Below are 19,717 nucleotides of genomic sequence, written 5' to 3'. Positions count from 1 at the left end.
GAATTACCCGCGGCTACTCGCCCGCCTGTAACTGCCCATCCCAACCACCGCCCAACGCCGCAATCAGTTGCACGCTGGCAATCAAGCGGCTCTGTTGCAGGCTCAGCATGCTGCGCTCGTTGCTCAGCGCGGTGGCCTGGACGGTAACCACGTCGAGGTAGGCAATCAATCCGGCTCGGTATTGGTTCTGCGTCAGGCGCAGGGATTCCCGAGCGGCGTCCAGGGCTTCCTGGCGTACACGGGCTTCGTCTTCCAGCACCTTGAGCTGGATCATGTAGTTTTCCACCTCGCGCAAGCCATCGAGCACGGTCTGGCGATAGGTGGCGACGGTCTGGTCATACGCGGCGACAGTGCGGTCGACTTCCGCCGACCGCTGGCCGCCATCGAACAGCGTCATCGCCAGTTGCGGCCCTACCGACCAGAAGCGGTTCGGCACGCTCACCCAATTGTCGTAGGTACTGCTGCTGTAACCGCCACTGAGGCTCAGGGTCAAGTCCGGGTAATACGCGGCTTTGGCGACGCCGATGTTGGCATTGGCGGCCATCACCGAGCGCTCTGCCGAAGCGATATCCGGCCGGCGCTCGAGCAGTTGCGAGGGTAGCGCCACCGGGATCTGCGGCAGTGCTGGGATGTCCTGGACCTCGGCCAGGTTGAACTCCGCCGGCGGCAGGCCGATGAGCACGGCGATGGCGTTTTCGAACTGGGCCCGCTGCCAGATCAGGTCGATCAGGTCGCCCTGGGTGGTCTTGAGCTGGTTTTGCGCCTGGGCCACCGCGTCCTTGCCGGAGACCCCGGCACGGTACTGGTTTTCGGTCATCTTCAGCGAGCGCTGATAGTTGTCGACAGTGGTTTGCAACAAACGCTTCTGTTCATCGATCACCCGCAACTGCAAGTAGTTCTGCACCAGTTCCGATTGCTGGCTCAGGCGCATCGCCGCCAGGTCGGCGAAACTGGCTTGCGCGCTCGCCTCGTCGGCTTCCAGGGTGCGGCGCAACTTGCCCCACACGTCCGCCTCCCAGCTGACGCCGGCCTGGGCGTTGTAGGTGTCGCGAATGCCGCTGGACGAACTGCTCAGGCTCGAACTGCTGCTGCCGGTGCCCTGGCTGGAGCGCGTCTTGCCGACGGTCAGGTCCACGGTGGGGAAAAACGCGCCACGAGCATTGCGCACCAGTGCCCGGGCCTGCCGGTACTGGGCTTCGGCCTGGGCCACGGTCTGGTTGGAGGCGTTGAGCTTGTCCACCAGGCCGTTGAGTTGCGTATCACCGTAGAGCTCCCACCAGGCGCCCCGGGCCAGGGCATCGCTGGGGTTGGCCTGGCGCCAGCCCTGGGCCTCCTTGTACTGCACCGGGGCCGCCGCGGCGGGGCGCTGGTAATCCGGGCCGACGGCGCAGGCGCTGAGCATCGCCACGCACAGCACCAGGCTCAGCACCCGCGAGCCACGGGCGGTCGCCAGCGTCGCGGCAAAATTGAAAGGCGAACGGTCGGTCATAGCGGAGTTTCCAGGGCAGCATCAGTGCGCACGCCACGCCAGCGGTTGAAGCGATGGCGCAGCTTGTCGAGATAAAGGTAAACCACCGGCGTGGTATAGAGCGTCAGCACCTGGCTGAACACCAGCCCGCCGATGATGGTCAGGCCTAGCGGCTGGCGCATTTCCGCGCCTTCGGCGGCGCCGAGCAGCAGCGGCAAGGCACCCAGAATCGCCGCCAGCGTGGTCATCAGGATTGGCCGCAATCGCAGCAGGCAAGCGCTGCGGATCGACTCCAGCGGCGTCTGCCCGGCACGTTCCAGTTGCAGCGCCAGATCGATCATCAGGATGGCGTTTTTCTTCACCACGCCGATCAGCAGGAACAGCCCCAACAGCGAGATCAGGCTGAACTCGCTGCCCAGTGCGTAGATCGACAACAAGGCGCCGACCCCGGCCGATGGCAAGGTGGACAGGATGGTCAGCGGATGAATATAGCTTTCATACAGCACGCCCAGCACCAGGTACACCGCCAGCAACGCGCCGAGGATCATGAACGGCTGGCTCTTCTGGGTGGCGGCGAATGCGTCGGCGGTACCGGCCATTTTCGCGATGACATCCTCGGGCATCCCGAGCTTGGCAATCGCCCGCTCGATAGCCGCGGTGCCCTGCTCCACCGTGACGCCTTCGGCCATGTCGAAGGAAATGCCCTCGGAAGCGAACTGGCCTTCATGGCTGACACGGTCGTCCTCCAGGCTGTTCTCGTAATGGGCAATGGCCGACAGTGGCACCCGCGCGCCGTCGGCGGTGATCACTTGGACCTGCTCGAGGGTGCTCGGGTCCTGGGCATACTTGGGATTGACCTCCATCACCACCTGGTACTGGTTGAGGCTGTCGTAGATGGTGGAAATCTGCCGCTGGCTGTAGGCGTTGTTGAGCACCGCGGTGACCATGTCCATGTCGATGCCCAGGCGCTTGGCCTGGTCGCGGTCCACCACCAGCGTCACCTGCTGCGCCCCGCCACCGTCGCGGGCGTCGATGGCGGTCAGCTCCGGCAAGGCCCGGAAGGCGGCCACGACCTTGGGGTACCAGGTGCGCAGCGTCGCCAGGTCGGCGCTTTGCAGGATGTAGGAATACTGCGAAGTGGTCTGCTCGCGACCGCCACCGAATTGCAGGTCCTGGTCGGCCATCAGCATCAATTGGCCGCCGGGCACCTTGGGCATTTCCTTGCGCAGGCGCTCGATGACTTTCTGTGCGGAAATCCCCCGCTCCTTGATTGGCTTGAGGCGCACCAGCATGAAGGCGTTGTTGGTGCCGTTGTTGCCGCCGATGAAACCGGCGACGCTTTGCACTGCCTCGTCCTTGAGCACGGCACGGCGGAAGATTTCCATTTTCGGCTGCATCACATTGAACGACAGCCCGTCGTCGCCACGCACGAAACCGATCAGTTGGCCGGTGTCCTGCTGTGGCATGAAGGTTTTCGGCACCACCACATACAACGCGACGTTCACGCCAATGGTCACCAGCAGGCTGAGCAAGGTCAGGCGCCGATGGCGCAGCACCCAGTCCAGGCTGGTGGCGTAACCACGGACCATCCGCTCATTGAGCCCCAGGCTCCAGCGCTGCAAGCGGTTTTCCTGCCCCGGTACGTGAGGCTTGAGCCAGCGGGCGCAGAGCATCGGCGTGAGCGTCAGCGAGACCACCAGCGAAACCACGATGGAGGCCGCCAGGGTGATGGAGAATTCGCGGAACAGGCTCTCGATGATGCCGCCCATGAACAGGATCGACAGGAATACCGCCACCAGCGAGACGTTCATCGACAGCAACGTAAAGCCGACTTCTTCGGCGCCCAGATAGGCGGCGTTCATCGGTGGCACGCCTTCGTCGATGTGCCGGGAAATGTTCTCCAGCACCACGATGGCGTCATCCACCACCAACCCGGTCGCCAGGATCAACGCCATCAGTGACAGGTTGTTCAAGGAGAAACCGTACAGGTACATCACCGCAAACGTGCCCACCAGCGACACCGGTACCGCCAGGGTCGGGATCAGCGAGGCGCGGAAGTTGCCGAGGAACAGGAACACGACCAGCACCACCAGGGCCACGGCGATCAGCAAGGTCATTTCCGCTTCATGCAGGGTGGCCTTGATCACCGGCGAACGGTCCATCGCCAGGTTCAACTTGACGCTGGCCGGCAGCACCGCCTGCAACGCCGGCAGTTGCGCCTTGATCTCGTTGACCGTCTCGATGATGTTGGCCCCGGCCTGGCGGTTGATCACCAGCAACACGGCGGCATCGTTGTTGAAGAAACCGCTGTTGTAGCGATCCTCGACGCTGTCGGTGACTTTCGCCACGTCCTTGAGCCGCAGGACCGAGCCGTCCTGGTAGCGGATGATCAGCGTTTCGTAGTCCTTGGCCTTCTCCAACTGGTCGTTGGCCTGGACCTGCCACATGCGCCGGTCGTCCTCCACCGAACCCTTCGGCCGGCGTACGTTGCTGTCGGCGATGGCGGTGCGCACATCGTCCAGGGCCACGCCGTACTGATTGAGCAACTGTGGCTCCAGTTCGATGCGCACCGCTGGCAACGAGCTGCCGCCGATCTGCACCTCGCCGACGCCCGACACCTGGGACAGGCTCTGGGACAGGATGGTGGACGCCAGGTCGTAGAGCTGGCCTTTTTCCAACACATCCGAGGTCAGCGACAGCACCATGATCGGCGCCTGGGACGGGTTGACCTTCTTGTAGGTAGGCATGCTGCGCATGCCACTGGGCAACAGGTTGCGCGACGCATTGATGGCCGCCTGCACTTCCCGGGCGGCGCCGTTGATGTCACGGTCCAGGTCGAATTGCAGGATGACCCGCGTAGAACCCTGGCTGGAGCGGCTGCTCATGGTGTTGACCCCGGCGATCGCGCCGAAGGAACGCTCCAGGGGCGTTGCCACTGTCGAAGCCATCACCTCGGGGCTGGCTCCTGGCAGGTTGGCCTGGACCACGATGACCGGGAAATCCATTTGCGGCAGCGGCGAAACCGGCAGCAGGCCGAAACACACGCCACCGAGCAACATGATGGCGAAACTCAGGAGCATGGTCGCTACGGGGCGGCGGATGAAGGGGCCGGAAAGGTTCATCGGCCAGCGCTCCGGGCTTCAGACCAAAGACCGAAAGGAATGACCGGGCTTTTGTGGCGAGGGGATTTATCCCCGCTGGGCTGCGCAGCGGCCCCTTTTGTGAGCGCTGCGCACTCAAGCGGGGATAAATCCCCTCGCCACAAAAAGCGCACTTGCCCCGAGTTCTGCGGCGCAGGGTCCAGCCGGAAGCTCCCGACCGTCATACCCGCACCTCTTTCCCTTCCGGCCTGGCAAACCGGCGGCCCAGGCGATCGAAGTACAGGTAGATCACCGGCGTGGTGAACAAGGTCAGGACCTGGCTCACCAACAATCCACCCACCATCACCAAGCCCAGGGGCTGGCGCAATTCGGCACCGGAACCGGTGGCGAACATCAGCGGTATGGCACCGAACAACGCCGCCAGGGTGGTCATCAGGATCGGGCGGAAGCGCAGCAACGCCGCCTGGTAGATCGCCGTCTGCGGGTCCATGCCCTGGTTGCGTTCAGCGTCAAGGGCGAAGTCGATCATCATGATCGCGTTCTTCTTGACGATGCCGATCAGCAGGATGATGCCGATGATCGCGATCATACCCAGGTCATTGCCGCTGAGGATCAACGCCAGCAAGGCGCCGATGGCCGCCGAGGGCAAGGTGGAAAGGATGGTGATCGGATGGATGTAGCTTTCGTACAGCACACCCAGGACGATGTACATGGTCACCACCGCCGCCAGGATCAGCAGCAAGGTACTCGACAACGACGCCTGGAACGCCTCGGCCGCGCCTTGGAATTCGGTCTGCACGCCCACCGGCATGCCGATGTCCCGCTGGACCTTCTCGATCATGTCCACCGCATGCCCGAGGGCCACGCCGGGCGCGAGGTTGAACGACATCATCACCGCCGGAAACTGGCCGATGTGGGCAATTGCCAGTTGGGCCTGGCGCTCTTCGACCCGGGCCAGGCTCGACAAGCGCACCTGCCCGCCATCGGTGGTCTTGACGTGGATCTGGTCCAGCGCCTGCGGTCCGATCCGCTCCCCGGCCTGAGCCTGCAACACCACGCGGTACTGGCTGGCCTGGGTGTAGATGGTGGAGATCTGCCGCTGGCCGAAGGCGTCATACAGCGCATCGGTGATGTTCGACACCGAGACGCCCAGGCGTGACGCCGCGTCGCGGTCGATCACCAAGTAGACCTGCAAGCCCTTGTCCTGCAGGTCGCTGGCCACGTCGGTCAGTTCCGGCTGGCGGCCCAGGGCCTCGACCAGGCGCCCGCTCCAGAGGCTGAGCAATTCGGCGTCCGGCGATGACAGGCTGAACTGGTATTGGGTACGGCTGACCCGGTCTTCGATGGTCAGGTCCTGCACCGGCTGCATGAACAGGCGAATGCCCACCAGTCGATCCAGCTGTGGCTGCAAGCGGGCAATGATCTCGGTGGCGCTGTCGTCCCGTTCGCTGTGGGGTTTGAGGTTGATCAGCAGGCGACCGCTGTTGAGCGTGGCGTTGTCGCCGTCCACGCCGATGTAGGACGACAGGCTCTGCACCGCCGGGTCGGCGAGGATCACCTTGGCCAACTGCTGCTGGCGCTCGCTCATGGCGGCAAAGGAGATCGATTGCGGCGCCTCGGAAATGCCCTGGATCACCCCGGTGTCCTGCACCGGGAAAAAGCCCTTGGGCACGGCCAGGTACAGCACCACCGTCAGCACCAGGCTGCCCACCGCCACCAGCAGGGTGAGTGGCTGATGCTTGAGCACCCACTGCAACTTGCGCCCGTAGGCGGCGATCAACCAGTCGATCCAGGCGCCGCTGGCGCGGTAGAAACGGCCCTGTTCTGCTTCCTTGGGCTCGCGCTTGAGCAAGCGGGCGCACATCATCGGCGTCAGGGTCAGGGACACCACCAGGGAAATCAGGATCGCCACCGCCAGGGTGATGGCGAACTCGCGAAACAAGCGCCCGACCACATCGGCCATGAACAGCAGCGGGATCAGCACGGCGATCAGCGACAGGGTCAGGGAAATCAGCGTGAAGCCGATCTGCTTCGCACCCTTGAGCGCGGCCTGCAACGGGCTGTCGCCCTCCTCGATGAAGCGGGCGATGTTTTCCAGCATGACGATGGCGTCGTCCACCACGAAACCGGTGGCGATGGTCAGGGCCATCAGGGTCAGGTTATTGATGGAGAAACCGGCCAGGTACATCACGCCGAAGGTGCCGATCAACGACAACGGCACGGCCACCGACGGGATGATCGTGGCACTGACGCGACGCAGGAACAGGAACGTCACCATGACCACCAGGGCGATGGCGATCAGCAACTCATGCTGCACGTCGGTGACCGAGGCGCGGATGGTCTGGGTGCGGTCGGTCAGCACGGTGACGTCCAGGCCGGCCGGCAGGTTATCGGTGATGCTCGGCAGCAGGGCCTTGATCCGGTCCACCACCTCGATGACATTGGCCCCCGGCTGGCGCTGGATGTTCAGCAGCACGGCCTGGTTTTCGTTGGCCCAGGCGGCAAGGCGTTCGTTTTCGGCCCCGTCGACGATCTGTGCCACGTCCTTGAGCCGCAACGGCGCGCCATTGGCGTAGGCCAGGATCAGCTCGGCGTAGTCCTTGGGCGAGGTCAACTGGTCGTTGGCATCGAGCATCGAGACCCGGGTCGGGCCGTCGAAGTTGCCCTTGGGCTGGTTGACGTTGGAAGCACCGATCAACGTGCGCACATCCGCCAGGTTCAGGCCGTTGGCCGCCAGGGCCTCGGGGTTGACCTTGATTCGCACGGCCTGGCGCTGGCCACCGGCGATGGTGACCATGCCTACGCCGCTGATCTGGGCGATTTTCTGCGCCATACGGGTGTCCACCAAGTCATTGAGCTTGGGCAGCAGCATGGTCTTGGAGGTGATCGCCAGGGTCAGCACCGGGGTGTCGGCCGGATTGACCTTGTTGTACACCGGCGGGGCCGGCAGGTCCTTGGGCAGCAAATTGGTGGCCGCATTGATCGCGGCCTGCACCTGCTGCTCGGCGACATCCATGTTGATGTCCAAGTTGAAGCGCAGGGTGATCACCGACGCGCCGCCGGAACTGGTGGAGGCCATTTGCGTCAGGCCCGGCATCTGCCCGAACTGTCGCTCCAGGGGCGCGGTGACCGCACTGGTCATCACATCGGGACTGGCGCCCGGGTACAGGGTCATCACGCGGATGGTCGGGTAGTCGACCTGGGGCAATGCCGACACCGGCAGCAACCGGTAGGCGATCAGGCCGGCGAGGATGATCGCCAGCATGCTCAGGGTGGTGGCGACCGGGCGAAGAATGAACAGCCGCGAGAGATTCATGCGCCGCCCTTGTTCGCCTTGTCGGCCTCAGCCGACCCAGGCACCGCCGCAGACTTGCCCTGCAAGTGCTCGGTCGGCGTGGTGGGCACCTCCTGGCTGTCGTTGACCACCTCCACTTCGCTGCCTTCCTTCAGGCGATCGGTGCCTTCGAGCACCACCCGGTCGCCAGCGGCCAGGCCTTCGGTGACCACGGTGTTCGTGCCGTCGCTGGCCCCGATCTTCAGCTTCTTGATGGTGACCTTCTTGTCGCCCTCCAGGGCGTAGACGAAAGTGCCGTTGGTGCCGAACTGAATAGCCGCCGTCGGCGCCAGGACCACGCCTTTGAGGGTGTCGGCCAGCAGGTGGACGTTGACGAACTGATTGGGGAACAGCGACTGGTCGCGGTTCTCGTAGCGCGCCTTGAACTTCAAGGTGCCGGTGGCGACATCGATCTGGTTGTCCAGGCTTTGCAATACGCCACTGGCCTGGCGCTTCACATCGCCCCGGTCCCAGGCTTCGACGGGCAGCTTCGCCCCGCTGCGATAACGGGCGAGCACGGTGTCGAGGTTGTTCTCCGGCAAGGTGAACACGACACTGATGGGTTGAGTCTGGGTAATGACCGCCAGGGCCGTGGTGTCGTTGGCCGACACCAGGTTGCCGATGTCCAGTTGCCTCAAGCCCACGCGGCCGGTAATCGGCGCGCGGATCCTGGTGAATTCCAGGTTGAGCTTGGCGTCGTTGACCGCCGCCTGGTTGGTCTTGACCGTGCCCTGGTACTGGCCCACCAAGGCCGCGGCGGTGTCGAGGGTCTGCTTGGCAATACTGTCTTCGGCGTACAGGCCGCGATACCGCTCAAGGTCGACCTGGGCATTTTTCAGTTGGGCCTGGTTCTGCAACAGCGTGCCTTCGGCCTGGAGCAAGGCGTTCTGGTACGGCCGTGGGTCGATCTCGGCCAGCAAGTCCCCAGCCTTGACCATTTGTCCCTCTTCGAAGGCGATCTTGACCAGTTCGCCACCCACGCGGCTACGCACGTTGATGGTGTTGAGGGCCGTGACCGTACCCAGCGCCTTGAAGTACAGCGGGAAATCCCCGGTCACCGCCGGCGCCACCCGCACCGGGATCGGCCCCGTCGCCCCACCGAACCCCGGCCGCATGCCGCCCGAGCGTCCTACGTGCCCCGTCGCGGCCTTGTCCCCCGCCCCCGGCTTCTGGGCCGAACCACCGGGCCAGAACTTCCAGGCCAGCGCCGCGACGACCAACAGGACGAACAGGCCGAACAGCCAGCGACGGGAATTGCGGGAAACAGACGATTGCATGGAGTGATCAACCATTGGGCGCGTGGACTTCTTTTACGGGAGGCTGAACGATAAGCACTGGCGGGTATTTAGCAAAGCGCCTTTACCGGCAATTTACGTTGGGCTTACCTTTCGAATAGTCGGCTAAAGCCTTGAAGCACAAAAGAAAACGGCCTGGACAGGGCCAGACCGTTAACAATTGTAATAAATACCTTATTTCATTCCACTTATTTCAGAACAGCCAGGGCCGCGTCGTAGTTCGGCTCTTCGGCGATTTCCTTGACCAGCTCGCTGTGCAGCACGGTGTCGTTTTCGTCCAGCACGACCACGGCACGGGCGGTCAGGCCTTTCAATGGACCGTCGGCAATCGCCACGCCGTAGTCCTGGATGAACTCGGCACCGCGCAGCGTGGACAGGTTCTGGACGTTTTCCAGGCCTTCGGCACCGCAGAAGCGCGCCTGGGCAAATGGCAGGTCGGCGGAGATGCACAGCACCACGGTGTTGTTCAGTTCGTTGGCCTGAGCATTGAATTTGCGCACGGAGGTGGCGCAGGTCGGCGTGTCGACGCTTGGGAAAATGTTCAGCACTTTGCGCTTGCCGGCGAAGTCCTTCAGGGAAACGTCCGACAGATTGCCGGCGACCAGGGAAAAGGCTGGTGCCTTGGAACCGGCTTGTGGCAACTGACCGTTGACTTGGACCGGGTTGCCTTTGAGGGTGACTTGAGCCATGAACGGATTCCTTCTGACAGTTTGAAAATGGTGAGGCCGGAGTTAACCACGAAATGCTCGCGCGACCTATGGGCGGACATAAAAAGACGTGGCGTCGACACCCCGGCGACGGTAAGGGTTATTTGGCCTTGAGCTGTAGAAACGACTGATGCAAGTCCGACGCCCAGCCATCGATGACCCCTTTGACATCATCGGGCTTCATGACCTGGGATTCGTTGGACAGTGGCTTGCCCGTGCCCTTGCGCACCACCTGGGCGACCACCGCGTTATTGCCACCGTCGAGAAAAGCCGCTTCGGTGCCCAAGGTGGTTTCCTGGTCGCGAATACCGCTGGCAGTGCTGACAGCGGCCGCCACCAGCGCAATCGGGACCACCTCATACGGTTTCAAGCCTTCGGTCTTGCTACTGACAGCCGTGATCGCCGCCCGTATCACCAATACACCCGGTCCTGGGACGGTCGCCAGGGGCAAGGACTTACCCGCCTCCCGCATGAGGGCCTGATCGTAATACGCGGTGATGCCCGACAGCGTGGCCTGGGGGATCCTCACGGTCGGCTGCGGCTTGGGGTAAAGCTGCGTCGGCTCGATATAGAGGCTGGTGTACTTGCTCAGATCGATCTTCGGATCGACCCAACGCATGACCTCGGCCCCCGACGGCGACTTCTCTTCCTTGAGCCGGCTGTAATCCCCCAGGAACCCGGAATATTCATCCGGCTGGGTGACTTTGCTCGAACAACCCGCCAAGGCAAGCGAGGCTATGCAGATGCTGCCAATCATTGACGCGAACTTCATGCTGTCACTCCTGTAAGCCACACGAGGCGGGGCCGGAACTACAGGTATAGCCAATGGGCAGTTTTTTGCCTGCCCTGAAAAGAACAAGTGATTCAGCCGCGCTCGCGGGGTATCAGGCTCTGCAATTGTTGGGCGAGGAAGTTTGCATCGAAGGCAAACGTGTCGGGGTCCTTCAACCCATTGGTACGGCGCCATTGCCATTGCGTCGATGGCGGCTGGCACACCAGGGAAATGCTGCCGTGACGGGTCGCGGCCAGGCCGATGATCGACAAAGAAACCAAGCCGCCCACCCCCATCACATCCGGCACGAACTCTACCGGTTTACCGGTAATGGCCAAGGTCAGTTTTTCGGTCTTGAAAGCGGATGTTTCTACCGGAACGTTCGACCCGTGGGCCACATACGCCTCACGGTTCAGCTCCAACAAGCCGAGCGCCATGACCGGCGCCAGCCATTGCTCGATTTGCCCGTACAGCGCCTTGATCTGTTGCGCCCAAACCGCCGACTGGGCCTGGTGCAGTTGTTTCTTGTGCGCTTCGCTGTCGGCGTAGTGACGAAGCATCTCGCCCAGTTGCTGTACATCGTCCATGGGCCGTTCCTCGGTTAGGGAGTGCTGCGAAGCTGGATGATGACAGGTCCAAGACGCCGGTGTACGTAAAAGCCACTTCACCTGCGTGGCTGATCCTTCAGCGCAGCCGCGCCATGGCGAGGGTGTCCGCCGGCATTGATGTCGAATGAACCACCGCTATCGCGAGCAGGCTCGCTCCCACATGGGTTTCGAGTGACTGCGAGGTCTGGGGGCACTGACGATTTACTGTGGGAACGAGCTTGCTCGCGATGAGGCCCTTTCAGCCGGCATTGATGTCGAATGAACCACCGCTATCGCGAGCAGGCTCGCTCCCACATGGGTTTCGAGTGACTGCGAGGTCTGGGGGCACTGACGATTTACTGTGGGAGCGAGCTTGCTCGCGATGAGGCCCTTTCAGCCGGCATTGATGTCGAATGAACGACCGCTATCGCGAGCGAGCTCGCTCCCACAGAGAGGTTACTTCCTGTTTCGGTCAGGCCTGGAACCAATCCCGCCGCTCATCCAGCGTGTGGTGGATCAGTTCACGCAGCATCTGCACTTCCGGCGAGCCTTCGGCCTGGGCATTGACGGCCATCCACAAGTGCCGTTGCATCGACAGGCCGAACACTTGCGGCAATGCCACCAGGCCTCGGTCGAAGCGGCTCATGTACTGCGGCAGCAGGCCGATGCAGGCGCTGCAGCGAATCATTTCCAGCATCAGTTCGTAGGACTGCACCTGCACCACGCCGGCCCGGCGTTGGTCTATCAAGGCGTTCCACGGTGCGAAGCCGTCCACGTGTCGGTCCGCCTGCCATTGCACCAGCATGTAGTCGTTCAGGTCGTCCAGGCAGTCCGGGCGCGTGGCCGGGCGTGAGTAGCGCTTGGCGATGTGCGGCACATAGTCCAGCCGCGCCAGTCGATCCGCGGGCAATGTGGCGAAACTCGGCCCCGGCCCCAATGTGTGGGCATCGCTCAACCACAGCACCAGGTCGGCGCTGACGGCTTGCAGCGCCAGGTCACTGTCCAGGGTGATGATCTGCAGTCGCACGCTGGCGTTGCGTCGCAGCAATGAAATCAGGTCACGGCCCAGGATGTCATGCAGTATCGACTCGGCCACGGCCAGGCGAATCAAGGGTTGATCGTTCAAGGGCGGCGCGCTTTCGTGGGCCAGGCTGATCAAGCGCGCCTGCAACTGCCTGCCCTCGCGGCTGAGGGTCAAGGCGCTGCCCTGAAAGCTGAACAGCGAGCGCTGCAGGCGCGCCTCCAATTGCGCCAACTGCTTGCGCAGCCAGGTCGCCTTGACGTTGAGGCTGCGGGCCGCTTGCATGAAGCAGCCGCAACGGGCACTGACCAAGAAGCACTGCGCCACCTGCGGCTCGATACCACCGGCCATGGCCAGCCACGGGTCGGGGGCACGCAACGGTGTGCGGTATGCGATGACAGCCTGGCGTCCTGCGGGCTCGATGAAGGTCATGGGTGACTCCCTGTCGGTTGTACGAAGTGGCGAGGGGATTTATCCCCGTGGGTCGCGAAGCGGCCCCCCTTGGCTTGAACTCCATCAGGTCTGACACTGAGGGATATTGATAGGGGCTGCTACGCAGCTCAACGGGGATAAATCCCCTCGCCACAAATTAATCCTCTTGCCACAAAGGTGTTCACATCAAACAAAGTACCTGGGCTAAAGCCCCTCCTCCAACACCTTGCTCAACTGCGCGCCATCGATGCTCAACGTCGCCGTGTCGAGCATGCCGTCCAGGTACGCCTTGGCGATCTGTTCCTGGCGCTGGGCACGCAGGGCCTGGGTCAGGCGCTCGCGGACTTCGTCCAGGGTCGCCTCTCGGGCCGGTTGTTGCTCGGTGAGCTTGATGACATGGAACCCTGCCGGGCTCTGCACCGGGTCCGATACCGCGCCAACCTTCAAGCGTGCCACGGCCTCGCGCACCGGCGGCACCAGTTGCTGCAAAGGCTGGTAACCACTGTCACCGCCGCGCTCGGCACTGGTGCGGTCCTGGGAAAAACGACTGGCCAGGGCGCCGAACTCAGCGGGTGAGGCCTGGGCTTTCTTGCTCAACTCCAGCGCTTGCCGACGCACCGCTTCCACGGTTTGCGGCTCGCTGGCTGCCAGGAAAATCTGACTGACACGGTACAATGCCGGCGCGGTCCAATTGGCTTTCCCGGCGTCGTAAGCCTGTTTCAACTCGTCTTCACTGGGATAGCCGGCCGGCACCTGGCTCACCGACTGCAAGTAATCGCGAAACACAATCTGCTCGGCCGCCGCTCGTGTCTGCCGCTCCACCTCGGGCCGCTGGCGCCAACCCTGGGCATCGGCCTGCTCCAACACGGCTTTTTCCGCCAGGCGGGCACGGATCCAGCCCTCCAGCGCAGCCCGATTACCGCGCATTTGCTGACGAACCTCGGGAGCCAGTGCGGCCAGCAAGGTCTTGAGCTCTTCGGGGCTGACCTGCTGGTTGCCCAATCGGGCCAAACTCGGCGAGTCGGCCGACACAACGCTGGCGGCCTGCACCGCGGCGACCGGATCGCTGCCCGGCCGCAGGCCCAGCACCAGCGCCAAGGCGATCAGCCCCAGCGCCGCGGCGCTGATGACGAAGGTCGGTTTTTTCACGATGCGACGGCCTCCTCCAGGGGCGCCTCGACGGGCTCGGCCGGGGTTTGCGCCCGCGCCGCGTTCTGGCTGTACTCACGCAGGTAGACAATGAATTCCTGCAACAGGCGGTCCCACAGTTCCAGATGACTGCGCAGATGATCGGCACTCACGCCCGCCGCAACCACGACGTCCATTTCCATCACCAGGAATTCGCCTTGCAACGACAACCGGGCAAAACGTCGCGAGGCGTTCCACAGTTCTGCCAACCCGTCCGGCAATTGGCCTTGCACCCGCAAGGCACAGCTGAAGGTGAAGTCCAGGTATTGGCCCGCCGTCGCCGCCGGATTGCCGAAACGCACGGCAAAGCCGATGCCCTGGCTGGCACTGAGCAGTTGCACAATGCCGTTCTGCTCGGTTTCGTTGACCCGATAACCCGCGGCCTGCAACAACTCGGTCAGGGATTTCGCACCGACGTTTTCAATCATTGAGGTCATGTTCGATTCATCCTTGTTCTGTTCAGTGAGTGATCGAGGCCTGGGGCGCATCGAAACGGTTCTTGTAGAGATCATCGCCGAACCCTTGGGCCAGCTCTTCGAAACGCACCCGGGCCTTGGCCGCGAACGGCTGGCGGATCTTCACGATGTCGGTCACATCAATGGTTTCGTAGGCATGCAGCAGCGTCTTGGCGACTTCGTACATCTGTTGATTCTTGACCGAACATTGCTGCACTTGTGTGTCACGCTCGGTCAATTGCGCCTCCAGACGCGCGCGCTCGGCCTCTTTGCCGCGAGCCAGGACCAGCAGCTCGTCGTAGGCTTTCTTGAACTTGCCCATTTGCTCGTTGCTGGCCGCCACCTGGGCCTGGGCCTGGCTTTGCAGGTTTTGCTGATGCCCGGCCAGTTGCTCATTCAGGGCCTGGGCCTTGCTCAATTGCGCGGTCAATTGCTTGATCTGCGCCTGGGCCTCCTTGGCCTGGCTCTCTGCGGCCTGCCGGGCGGCACTGGCCTGGGCCTGTTCGCTTTGCAGGGTCTGCAACTGGGCGGTGGTGCTGCGCAGTTGCGCCCGCAGGCGTTCTTCCAGGCCTTCGCCGTGGGCACCGCCGCTCAGAAGCAGGCCCAGCACCAGTAACGCGGCCGGACATTGGTAGATGGCACGCCTTTTCATGAGACCTCCCTGCGCTTAGAAGCGCGTGTTGATTTCAAGCTGCAAGACATCGATGTCGTACGGCGCGCCGTACACCGCTTCGGAACTCAACCAACGACCGGTGGCGAAGACGTTGCTCGCCAGGCCATAGTTGCCGCCCAGGAAATAACCCTTGGCGTTGGTGCCACCCAGATGGAATGACGAATCGTTGAAGCCGTCCGGCAAGGCGTCCGGCTGGATGTACTTGTAGCCGGCGAACAGGTTCCAGTCGCCTTCGCGCTTGAGTTCCAGGGAGTTGCCAAGGGTGAACTGGAGCATCCAGGCGTTGGCACCGCTTTCCACCTCGCCATCGCTGTCCAGGTTGTTGGCGAACTGCCCCGCGGAGCGCTTGCGCATCTCGCCTTCGTCGTAGCCCAGGTTGTGGACGTAGTGGGCCTGGCTGCGCAGTTTCAGGTCTTCGGGCAGATCGGTGTCCCACGCGAAGTTCAGGTCCAGCAGGTTGAACTCCGAGGCCAGGCCGACGTATTGCGGCTGTGGCGTGGTCGACGGGTTGAGGGGGTTGGGCGTGATGTCGCGCAGCAGGAACACGGTGTTGCCCTTCTGCATGAACGCCACCCGCGAACCGTCGCTGTCACAGCCTGGATCACCGGCCCAGGGCTGGCACGGCGAGGAACGCTGGCCTTCGATGTCGTCGAAGCGGTAATAGGCCAACGCGCCCTTGATCCGGTTGCTGTCGTTGATGGCCCAGTTGGCCCCCAGTTGTGCACCGTACAGCCACTTGTTGTCGCTCTCTTCCTTGTCGCTGCCATTGCTGGTGCTGGTGTCGTTGGTGTACTCCACCGGGAACGCGCCGACGGTGCCGAACACGCCCCAGTCCTGATTGAGCTTGTGGTTGAAATTCGCCGCCACGCCATCGAAGTTCAGGTCGCCGGAATACAACAGGTCGGTGGAGAAGAACGGGTTGGCGAAACGCCCGCCGGTCAAGGTCAACTCGTCCGAGGGCTTCCAGGTCAGGTAGCCCTGGTCGAGCCAGATGTCTTTTTTGCCAAAGCCGCCGCCGAGGGTCTGGGTGGTGGACACCGGGTTGTTGTCCGAGCCGGTGCCGATGCGGATGCCCGCCGTCCATTGCGGGGCAATCACGGCCTTCATGCCCAGGCGGGCACGCAGGCGGAACAGGTTTTCCCGGTCTTCCCGAGTATTGAGCAACGGCGGCAGGCTGGAACTGCTGTTGGGGTTGACGTCGTAAGGCCCCTTGTCATTGAGCCGGGCGAAATCGACGATTTCGTTGCTGTTGGTGCCGGAGTAATAGCGCGACTCATCCCGCAAGCGAATGTCGCCATCGAAACTGATGCGTGAGACCCAATCCGGGAAGGTGTTGGGCTGGGCCCAGTTTTCCTGCTTGGCGGTGGCCATGACTTCGGCCTTGACCTGGTCGCGGATCTGCTCACGCACGATGTTCGGCACGTATTGCACCCGCACGTCCCCCGGCGCACCGACCGGCGTCGCGGCGACTGCCGTGGCGGCTTGGCGGGCCTGCACGGCCTCCCGCTCGGCCTGGGCGATCAAGCCATCGGCCTGGTCCTGTTTCAACACGCCCTGCTGCACCAGCAGGCGGATCAGATTGATCGTGGCGTTTTCCGAAGGCGCCGGGGCGGCGGCCGCGTGGCCGGCCAGGCTCAGGACCACCAGGCCGATCGCCCACGACAATCGATTCACATTGGAAATCATCTGCACACAACTCCTGTTGGCAAACTTTCAAATAGTCGGTTAACCCGGCCGCCGTCCCTGCAAGGACAGGCGCACGGGCAACGTCAGGGAGGCCGGGGGCCGTTCACTCAAATGGGGCGCGGCACGCAGGGCGGAAATCACTTGCTCGTCCACTTGCCGGTTGCCGCTGGACTTGACCAGCTCGACCCGGGTGATTTCGCCCACGGCACTGAGCCAGACATCGGCCTGCAGGGAGAACGCCAGGCTGCGCAGGTCGGGGTTTTCCCGCAGCAAGCGCTGGAAGGTGAACGCCAGGAACTGGCTGTAGGTGCCATTGCCCAGGCGTCCGCCCCCTGCCCCGGCCATGCCGCCGCCCTTGCCGGCACCGATGTTGAACGCGTCGTTGCCGGACTGGGCATCGCCGTCCATTTGCATCGGGTTCGCCAGGTCATCCACCGGCGACGGCGGCGCTTCTTCTTCGGGCTTGACCTCTTCGGGTTCCGGGGTCGGCTCTGGCTCGACCACTTTCTCCTCGACCTGGGGTTCCGGCTCCTTGGGCTTCTCCGGCGGTGGTGGGGGCGGAGGCGGCAGCGGGATGATGGTCGGCACCTTCGGGGCTTCGCGGCGCACGCCACTCATGTCATTGGCCCACTGCCACAGCAGCCAGGCCGCGACGACGCCCAGCAGCAGGCCGGCGACCCACTTGAGCAGGCGCAGCGGCGAAGTCTTCACCGGGGGCGGATCGATGGGAAGTCTGGCGGTCATGATCAGCCCTGGCTCGGTTTGCCGGTCACGAGACCGACCTGGGACAGTTCCAGGCGCCGCAACAGATCCAGCACTTCAATGACTTTCTGGTACTGCACCGTCGCGTCGCCGCGCACGATCACCGGGAAGTCCGGGCTCTGTGCCTTTTCGATGCGTAGGCGCTCTTCCAGTTCGGCCAGGGTCACCGGATAGGCATCGAGGAACACCTGCCCGCCGTCATTCACCGAAATCGCCTTGGTCTTGGCCTCGGACAACGACACCGAGGCACTGGCCTTGGGCAGGTTGATCTGGATACCTGACACCTGGGCGGTGGCCGTGAGGATGAACATCACCAGTACCACCATGAGCACATCCACCAGTGGCGTGATGTTGATGCTGTCGACCGCTGCATCATCGTCGTCATCGTGTGAAGCGTTTACGCTAGCCATGGCGACTCCCTCAGGCGGGTACGGACGATTGGACGTGATGACCGCGACGAGGGGCCGCTTCACCGGACTGGCCTTCTCCGTGCATCTCCGCCAGGCGCGTGATGAACTCGTCGACGAAGACCCGCATGTCGGCGCTGACTTCCTTGTTACGGGTGATCAGGCGGTTGTAGCCGAACAACGCCGGGATCGCGACGAACAGGCCCATGGCGGTGGCGAGCAATGCCGCGGCCATGCCTGGGGCGATAGCGTTGATGTTCACGTCGCCGGCCATGGCCGTGCCGAGGAACACCACCATGATCCCCAGCACAGTGCCGAGCAGGCCGATGTACGGCCCGCCGGCGATGGCGTTGGACAGGGTCGAGAGCTTCGAACTCAGCGCCTGGTTCTCGCGGGTGCGCACGCCATCCATCGAGCAACGGATCGCTTCGATGGTGGCCGCTGATACCGACGAGGTGTCCGCGCCCTGCTCACGGCGGGTGCGGATTTCCTTGACGGCCACCAGGTACAAGCGCCACAGCGATGAATGTTGCAGGCGCTGGGCGAGGTCCTGGTCGTCGGCGAACATTTCCAGGCGCGTGCCGATCTTGGCGAACTGCTCGCGAAAAACTTCGTTGGCGGCACTGAGGCGGCTGACCATGCGGTTCTTGCGGATCATGATGATCCACGACTGGAACATCATCAGCACCAGCACCCCGATGATCACCCAAGCGTCGAGCGGCACGGCGTTGAGCAGGAACCCCAGGCTGCCGAAACCGAAGCCGGACTGTTCTTCATCGACGCCGTAGGCCACCAGTTTCGATTCGGCGCCCTGGGCATTGGCGTCGGCCAACAGCAACGGCGCCGGACGAGCGACCTTGGACAGGCGCGCTTCGTCCATGGCGCCGCTGAAAGGCGCGAAGGCTCCGGCGGAGACATCGGCACCCAGGGCGATCGGCGAATTGAACGCCGGCATCGCCACCGCCAGGCTCGCGGTCTCACGCCCGTTGACGTACAGCACGACCCGGTCGCCCGAGGCGGTCAACGCCAGGTGCTGCCATTGACCGGGGTTCAGCGGCTGGGTCGAGACGGCGCGCTGGTCATTGATCGCCACGAACGGCACACCCTGGTTGACCCCAACCAACAGGCTGGTGGCGGCTTCGCGACGGGCCAGGATCACCTGTTCGCCACTGGCCTGGTCCTGGCGCAGCCAGGTGCTGAAGGTGAACGCCGCGCCGGCGCTGTGTTGCAACGACGGACTGGCCGGCAACAACAACGGCTGGCCATTGAACTGCAAGGCCCGTCCGATCACGCCGTCGATGCTCACGCCGGTCGCGCCCTGGGCATTGTTGCCGTAGGCCGTGGTATCCCGGGGCGGTACGCCGGTGGCGCCGTCGAAGTGGTACAGCGCGGTGTAGTCCGGGTCGAAGGTCAACTGGCCGCCGCTCGTGGCCGGCGCCTTCTGGTTGCCGTAATACATCCACACGTCCTGGCGCTGACCGCCCTCCACGCTCGGCACGTCGACCCAGATCAGCGCCATGCCCATCAGCGGGTCGAAGCTTTCGATCTGGTGATTGAGCACGGTCTTGTCGTCGGCACTGACGAAACGCAAGTCCGAGCCGTCGTCCTTGACCCCGTCGAAGGTGAAGTTGCCGGTGTGCAAGCGCACCAGCAACGCGGTGCGGCCCAAGGCCTGGGCGATGGCGGCGCCCTGGGGCGTGGTGTCCACCGAAATCTGTTTGCGATAGTGCCAGTCGTCCTGCCACCAGGCGTTGGCGGTCGCCGGAAGCACCAGCCCCAGGCAGATAAACAGGGATAACAATAAGCGTTGCATGGACATGACTCCTGGG

The 19,717-nt window shown here is 63.4% G+C and carries 15 protein-coding genes; all 15 read right to left on the bottom strand.

Annotated elements, in window-relative coordinates; all coding sequences use genetic code 11:
- Nucleotides 1-13 precede the first annotated feature (13 nt).
- Entirely contained in the window at nucleotides 14-1,489 is a 1,476-nt protein-coding gene (locus BLQ55_RS08525) for an efflux transporter outer membrane subunit (RefSeq protein WP_092253386.1), read from the bottom strand.
- Entirely contained in the window at nucleotides 1,486-4,590 is a 3,105-nt protein-coding gene (locus BLQ55_RS08520; RefSeq protein WP_092253384.1) for an efflux RND transporter permease subunit, read from the bottom strand. Before BLQ55_RS08520 ends, BLQ55_RS08525 begins: the two co-directional genes overlap by 4 nt.
- Before the next feature lie 199 nt (nucleotides 4,591-4,789).
- Entirely contained in the window at nucleotides 4,790-7,885 is a 3,096-nt protein-coding gene (locus BLQ55_RS08515) for an MdtB/MuxB family multidrug efflux RND transporter permease subunit (RefSeq protein ID WP_092253382.1), read from the bottom strand.
- Entirely contained in the window at nucleotides 7,882-9,195 is a 1,314-nt protein-coding gene (locus BLQ55_RS08510) for an MdtA/MuxA family multidrug efflux RND transporter periplasmic adaptor subunit (RefSeq protein ID WP_092253380.1), read from the bottom strand. Before BLQ55_RS08510 ends, BLQ55_RS08515 begins: the two co-directional genes overlap by 4 nt.
- Before the next feature lie 191 nt (nucleotides 9,196-9,386).
- Nucleotides 9,387-9,887 (bottom strand): thiol peroxidase, encoded by a 501-nt coding sequence (tpx, locus tag BLQ55_RS08505; RefSeq protein WP_018602018.1) that lies wholly within the window; start codon nucleotides 9,885-9,887, stop codon nucleotides 9,387-9,389.
- A gap of 118 nt (nucleotides 9,888-10,005) precedes the next feature.
- The gene (locus tag BLQ55_RS08500; protein ID WP_092199369.1) at nucleotides 10,006-10,677 is read right to left on the bottom strand and encodes a DUF3313 domain-containing protein; all 672 of its coding nucleotides are present in this window, start codon (nucleotides 10,675-10,677) and stop codon (nucleotides 10,006-10,008) included.
- A gap of 92 nt (nucleotides 10,678-10,769) precedes the next feature.
- Nucleotides 10,770-11,264: a hypothetical protein gene (locus BLQ55_RS08495; RefSeq protein WP_092253378.1), complete on the bottom strand. Its 495-nt coding sequence runs from the start codon at nucleotides 11,262-11,264 to the stop codon at nucleotides 10,770-10,772.
- Nucleotides 11,265-11,736: 472 nt separating this feature from the next.
- Nucleotides 11,737-12,717, bottom strand: a complete 981-nt coding sequence (locus BLQ55_RS08490) for a LysR family transcriptional regulator (RefSeq protein ID WP_092253376.1) — start codon at nucleotides 12,715-12,717, stop codon at nucleotides 11,737-11,739.
- Between the two features lie 204 nt (nucleotides 12,718-12,921).
- Entirely contained in the window at nucleotides 12,922-13,866 is a 945-nt protein-coding gene (locus BLQ55_RS08485) for a peptidylprolyl isomerase (RefSeq protein ID WP_092253374.1), read from the bottom strand.
- A complete protein-coding gene (locus BLQ55_RS08480) occupies nucleotides 13,863-14,342 on the bottom strand; it encodes a YbjN domain-containing protein (protein ID WP_092253372.1) in 480 nt (159 codons plus the stop codon). Before BLQ55_RS08480 ends, BLQ55_RS08485 begins: the two co-directional genes overlap by 4 nt.
- 22 nt (nucleotides 14,343-14,364) lie before the next feature.
- Nucleotides 14,365-15,012, bottom strand: coding sequence for a DNA repair protein (locus BLQ55_RS08475; protein WP_092164334.1), 648 nt, complete (start codon nucleotides 15,010-15,012; stop codon nucleotides 14,365-14,367).
- A 15-nt stretch (nucleotides 15,013-15,027) separates the two neighbouring features.
- Nucleotides 15,028-16,719 (bottom strand): putative porin, encoded by a 1,692-nt coding sequence (locus BLQ55_RS08470; protein ID WP_092199351.1) that lies wholly within the window; start codon nucleotides 16,717-16,719, stop codon nucleotides 15,028-15,030.
- Nucleotides 16,720-16,758: 39 nt separating this feature from the next.
- A complete protein-coding gene (locus BLQ55_RS08465; RefSeq protein ID WP_092199348.1) occupies nucleotides 16,759-17,463 on the bottom strand; it encodes an energy transducer TonB family protein in 705 nt (234 codons plus the stop codon).
- Between the two features lie 2 nt (nucleotides 17,464-17,465).
- Complete coding sequence (locus BLQ55_RS08460; protein WP_003201710.1) at nucleotides 17,466-17,891, bottom strand: ExbD/TolR family protein; 426 nt, start codon at nucleotides 17,889-17,891, stop codon at nucleotides 17,466-17,468.
- 10 nt (nucleotides 17,892-17,901) lie between these two features.
- The gene (locus BLQ55_RS08455; RefSeq protein ID WP_092199345.1) at nucleotides 17,902-19,701 is read right to left on the bottom strand and encodes a DUF2341 domain-containing protein; all 1,800 of its coding nucleotides are present in this window, start codon (nucleotides 19,699-19,701) and stop codon (nucleotides 17,902-17,904) included.
- Nucleotides 19,702-19,717: the final 16 nt, after the last annotated feature.

The sequence above is a fragment of the Pseudomonas sp. NFACC13-1 genome (genome assembly GCF_900104425.1).
Taxonomy (GTDB): domain Bacteria; phylum Pseudomonadota; class Gammaproteobacteria; order Pseudomonadales; family Pseudomonadaceae; genus Aquipseudomonas; species Aquipseudomonas fluorescens_AA.
Note: the sequence above shows the minus strand (reverse complement) of the source record. Positions and strands in the feature narration are given on the sequence as shown.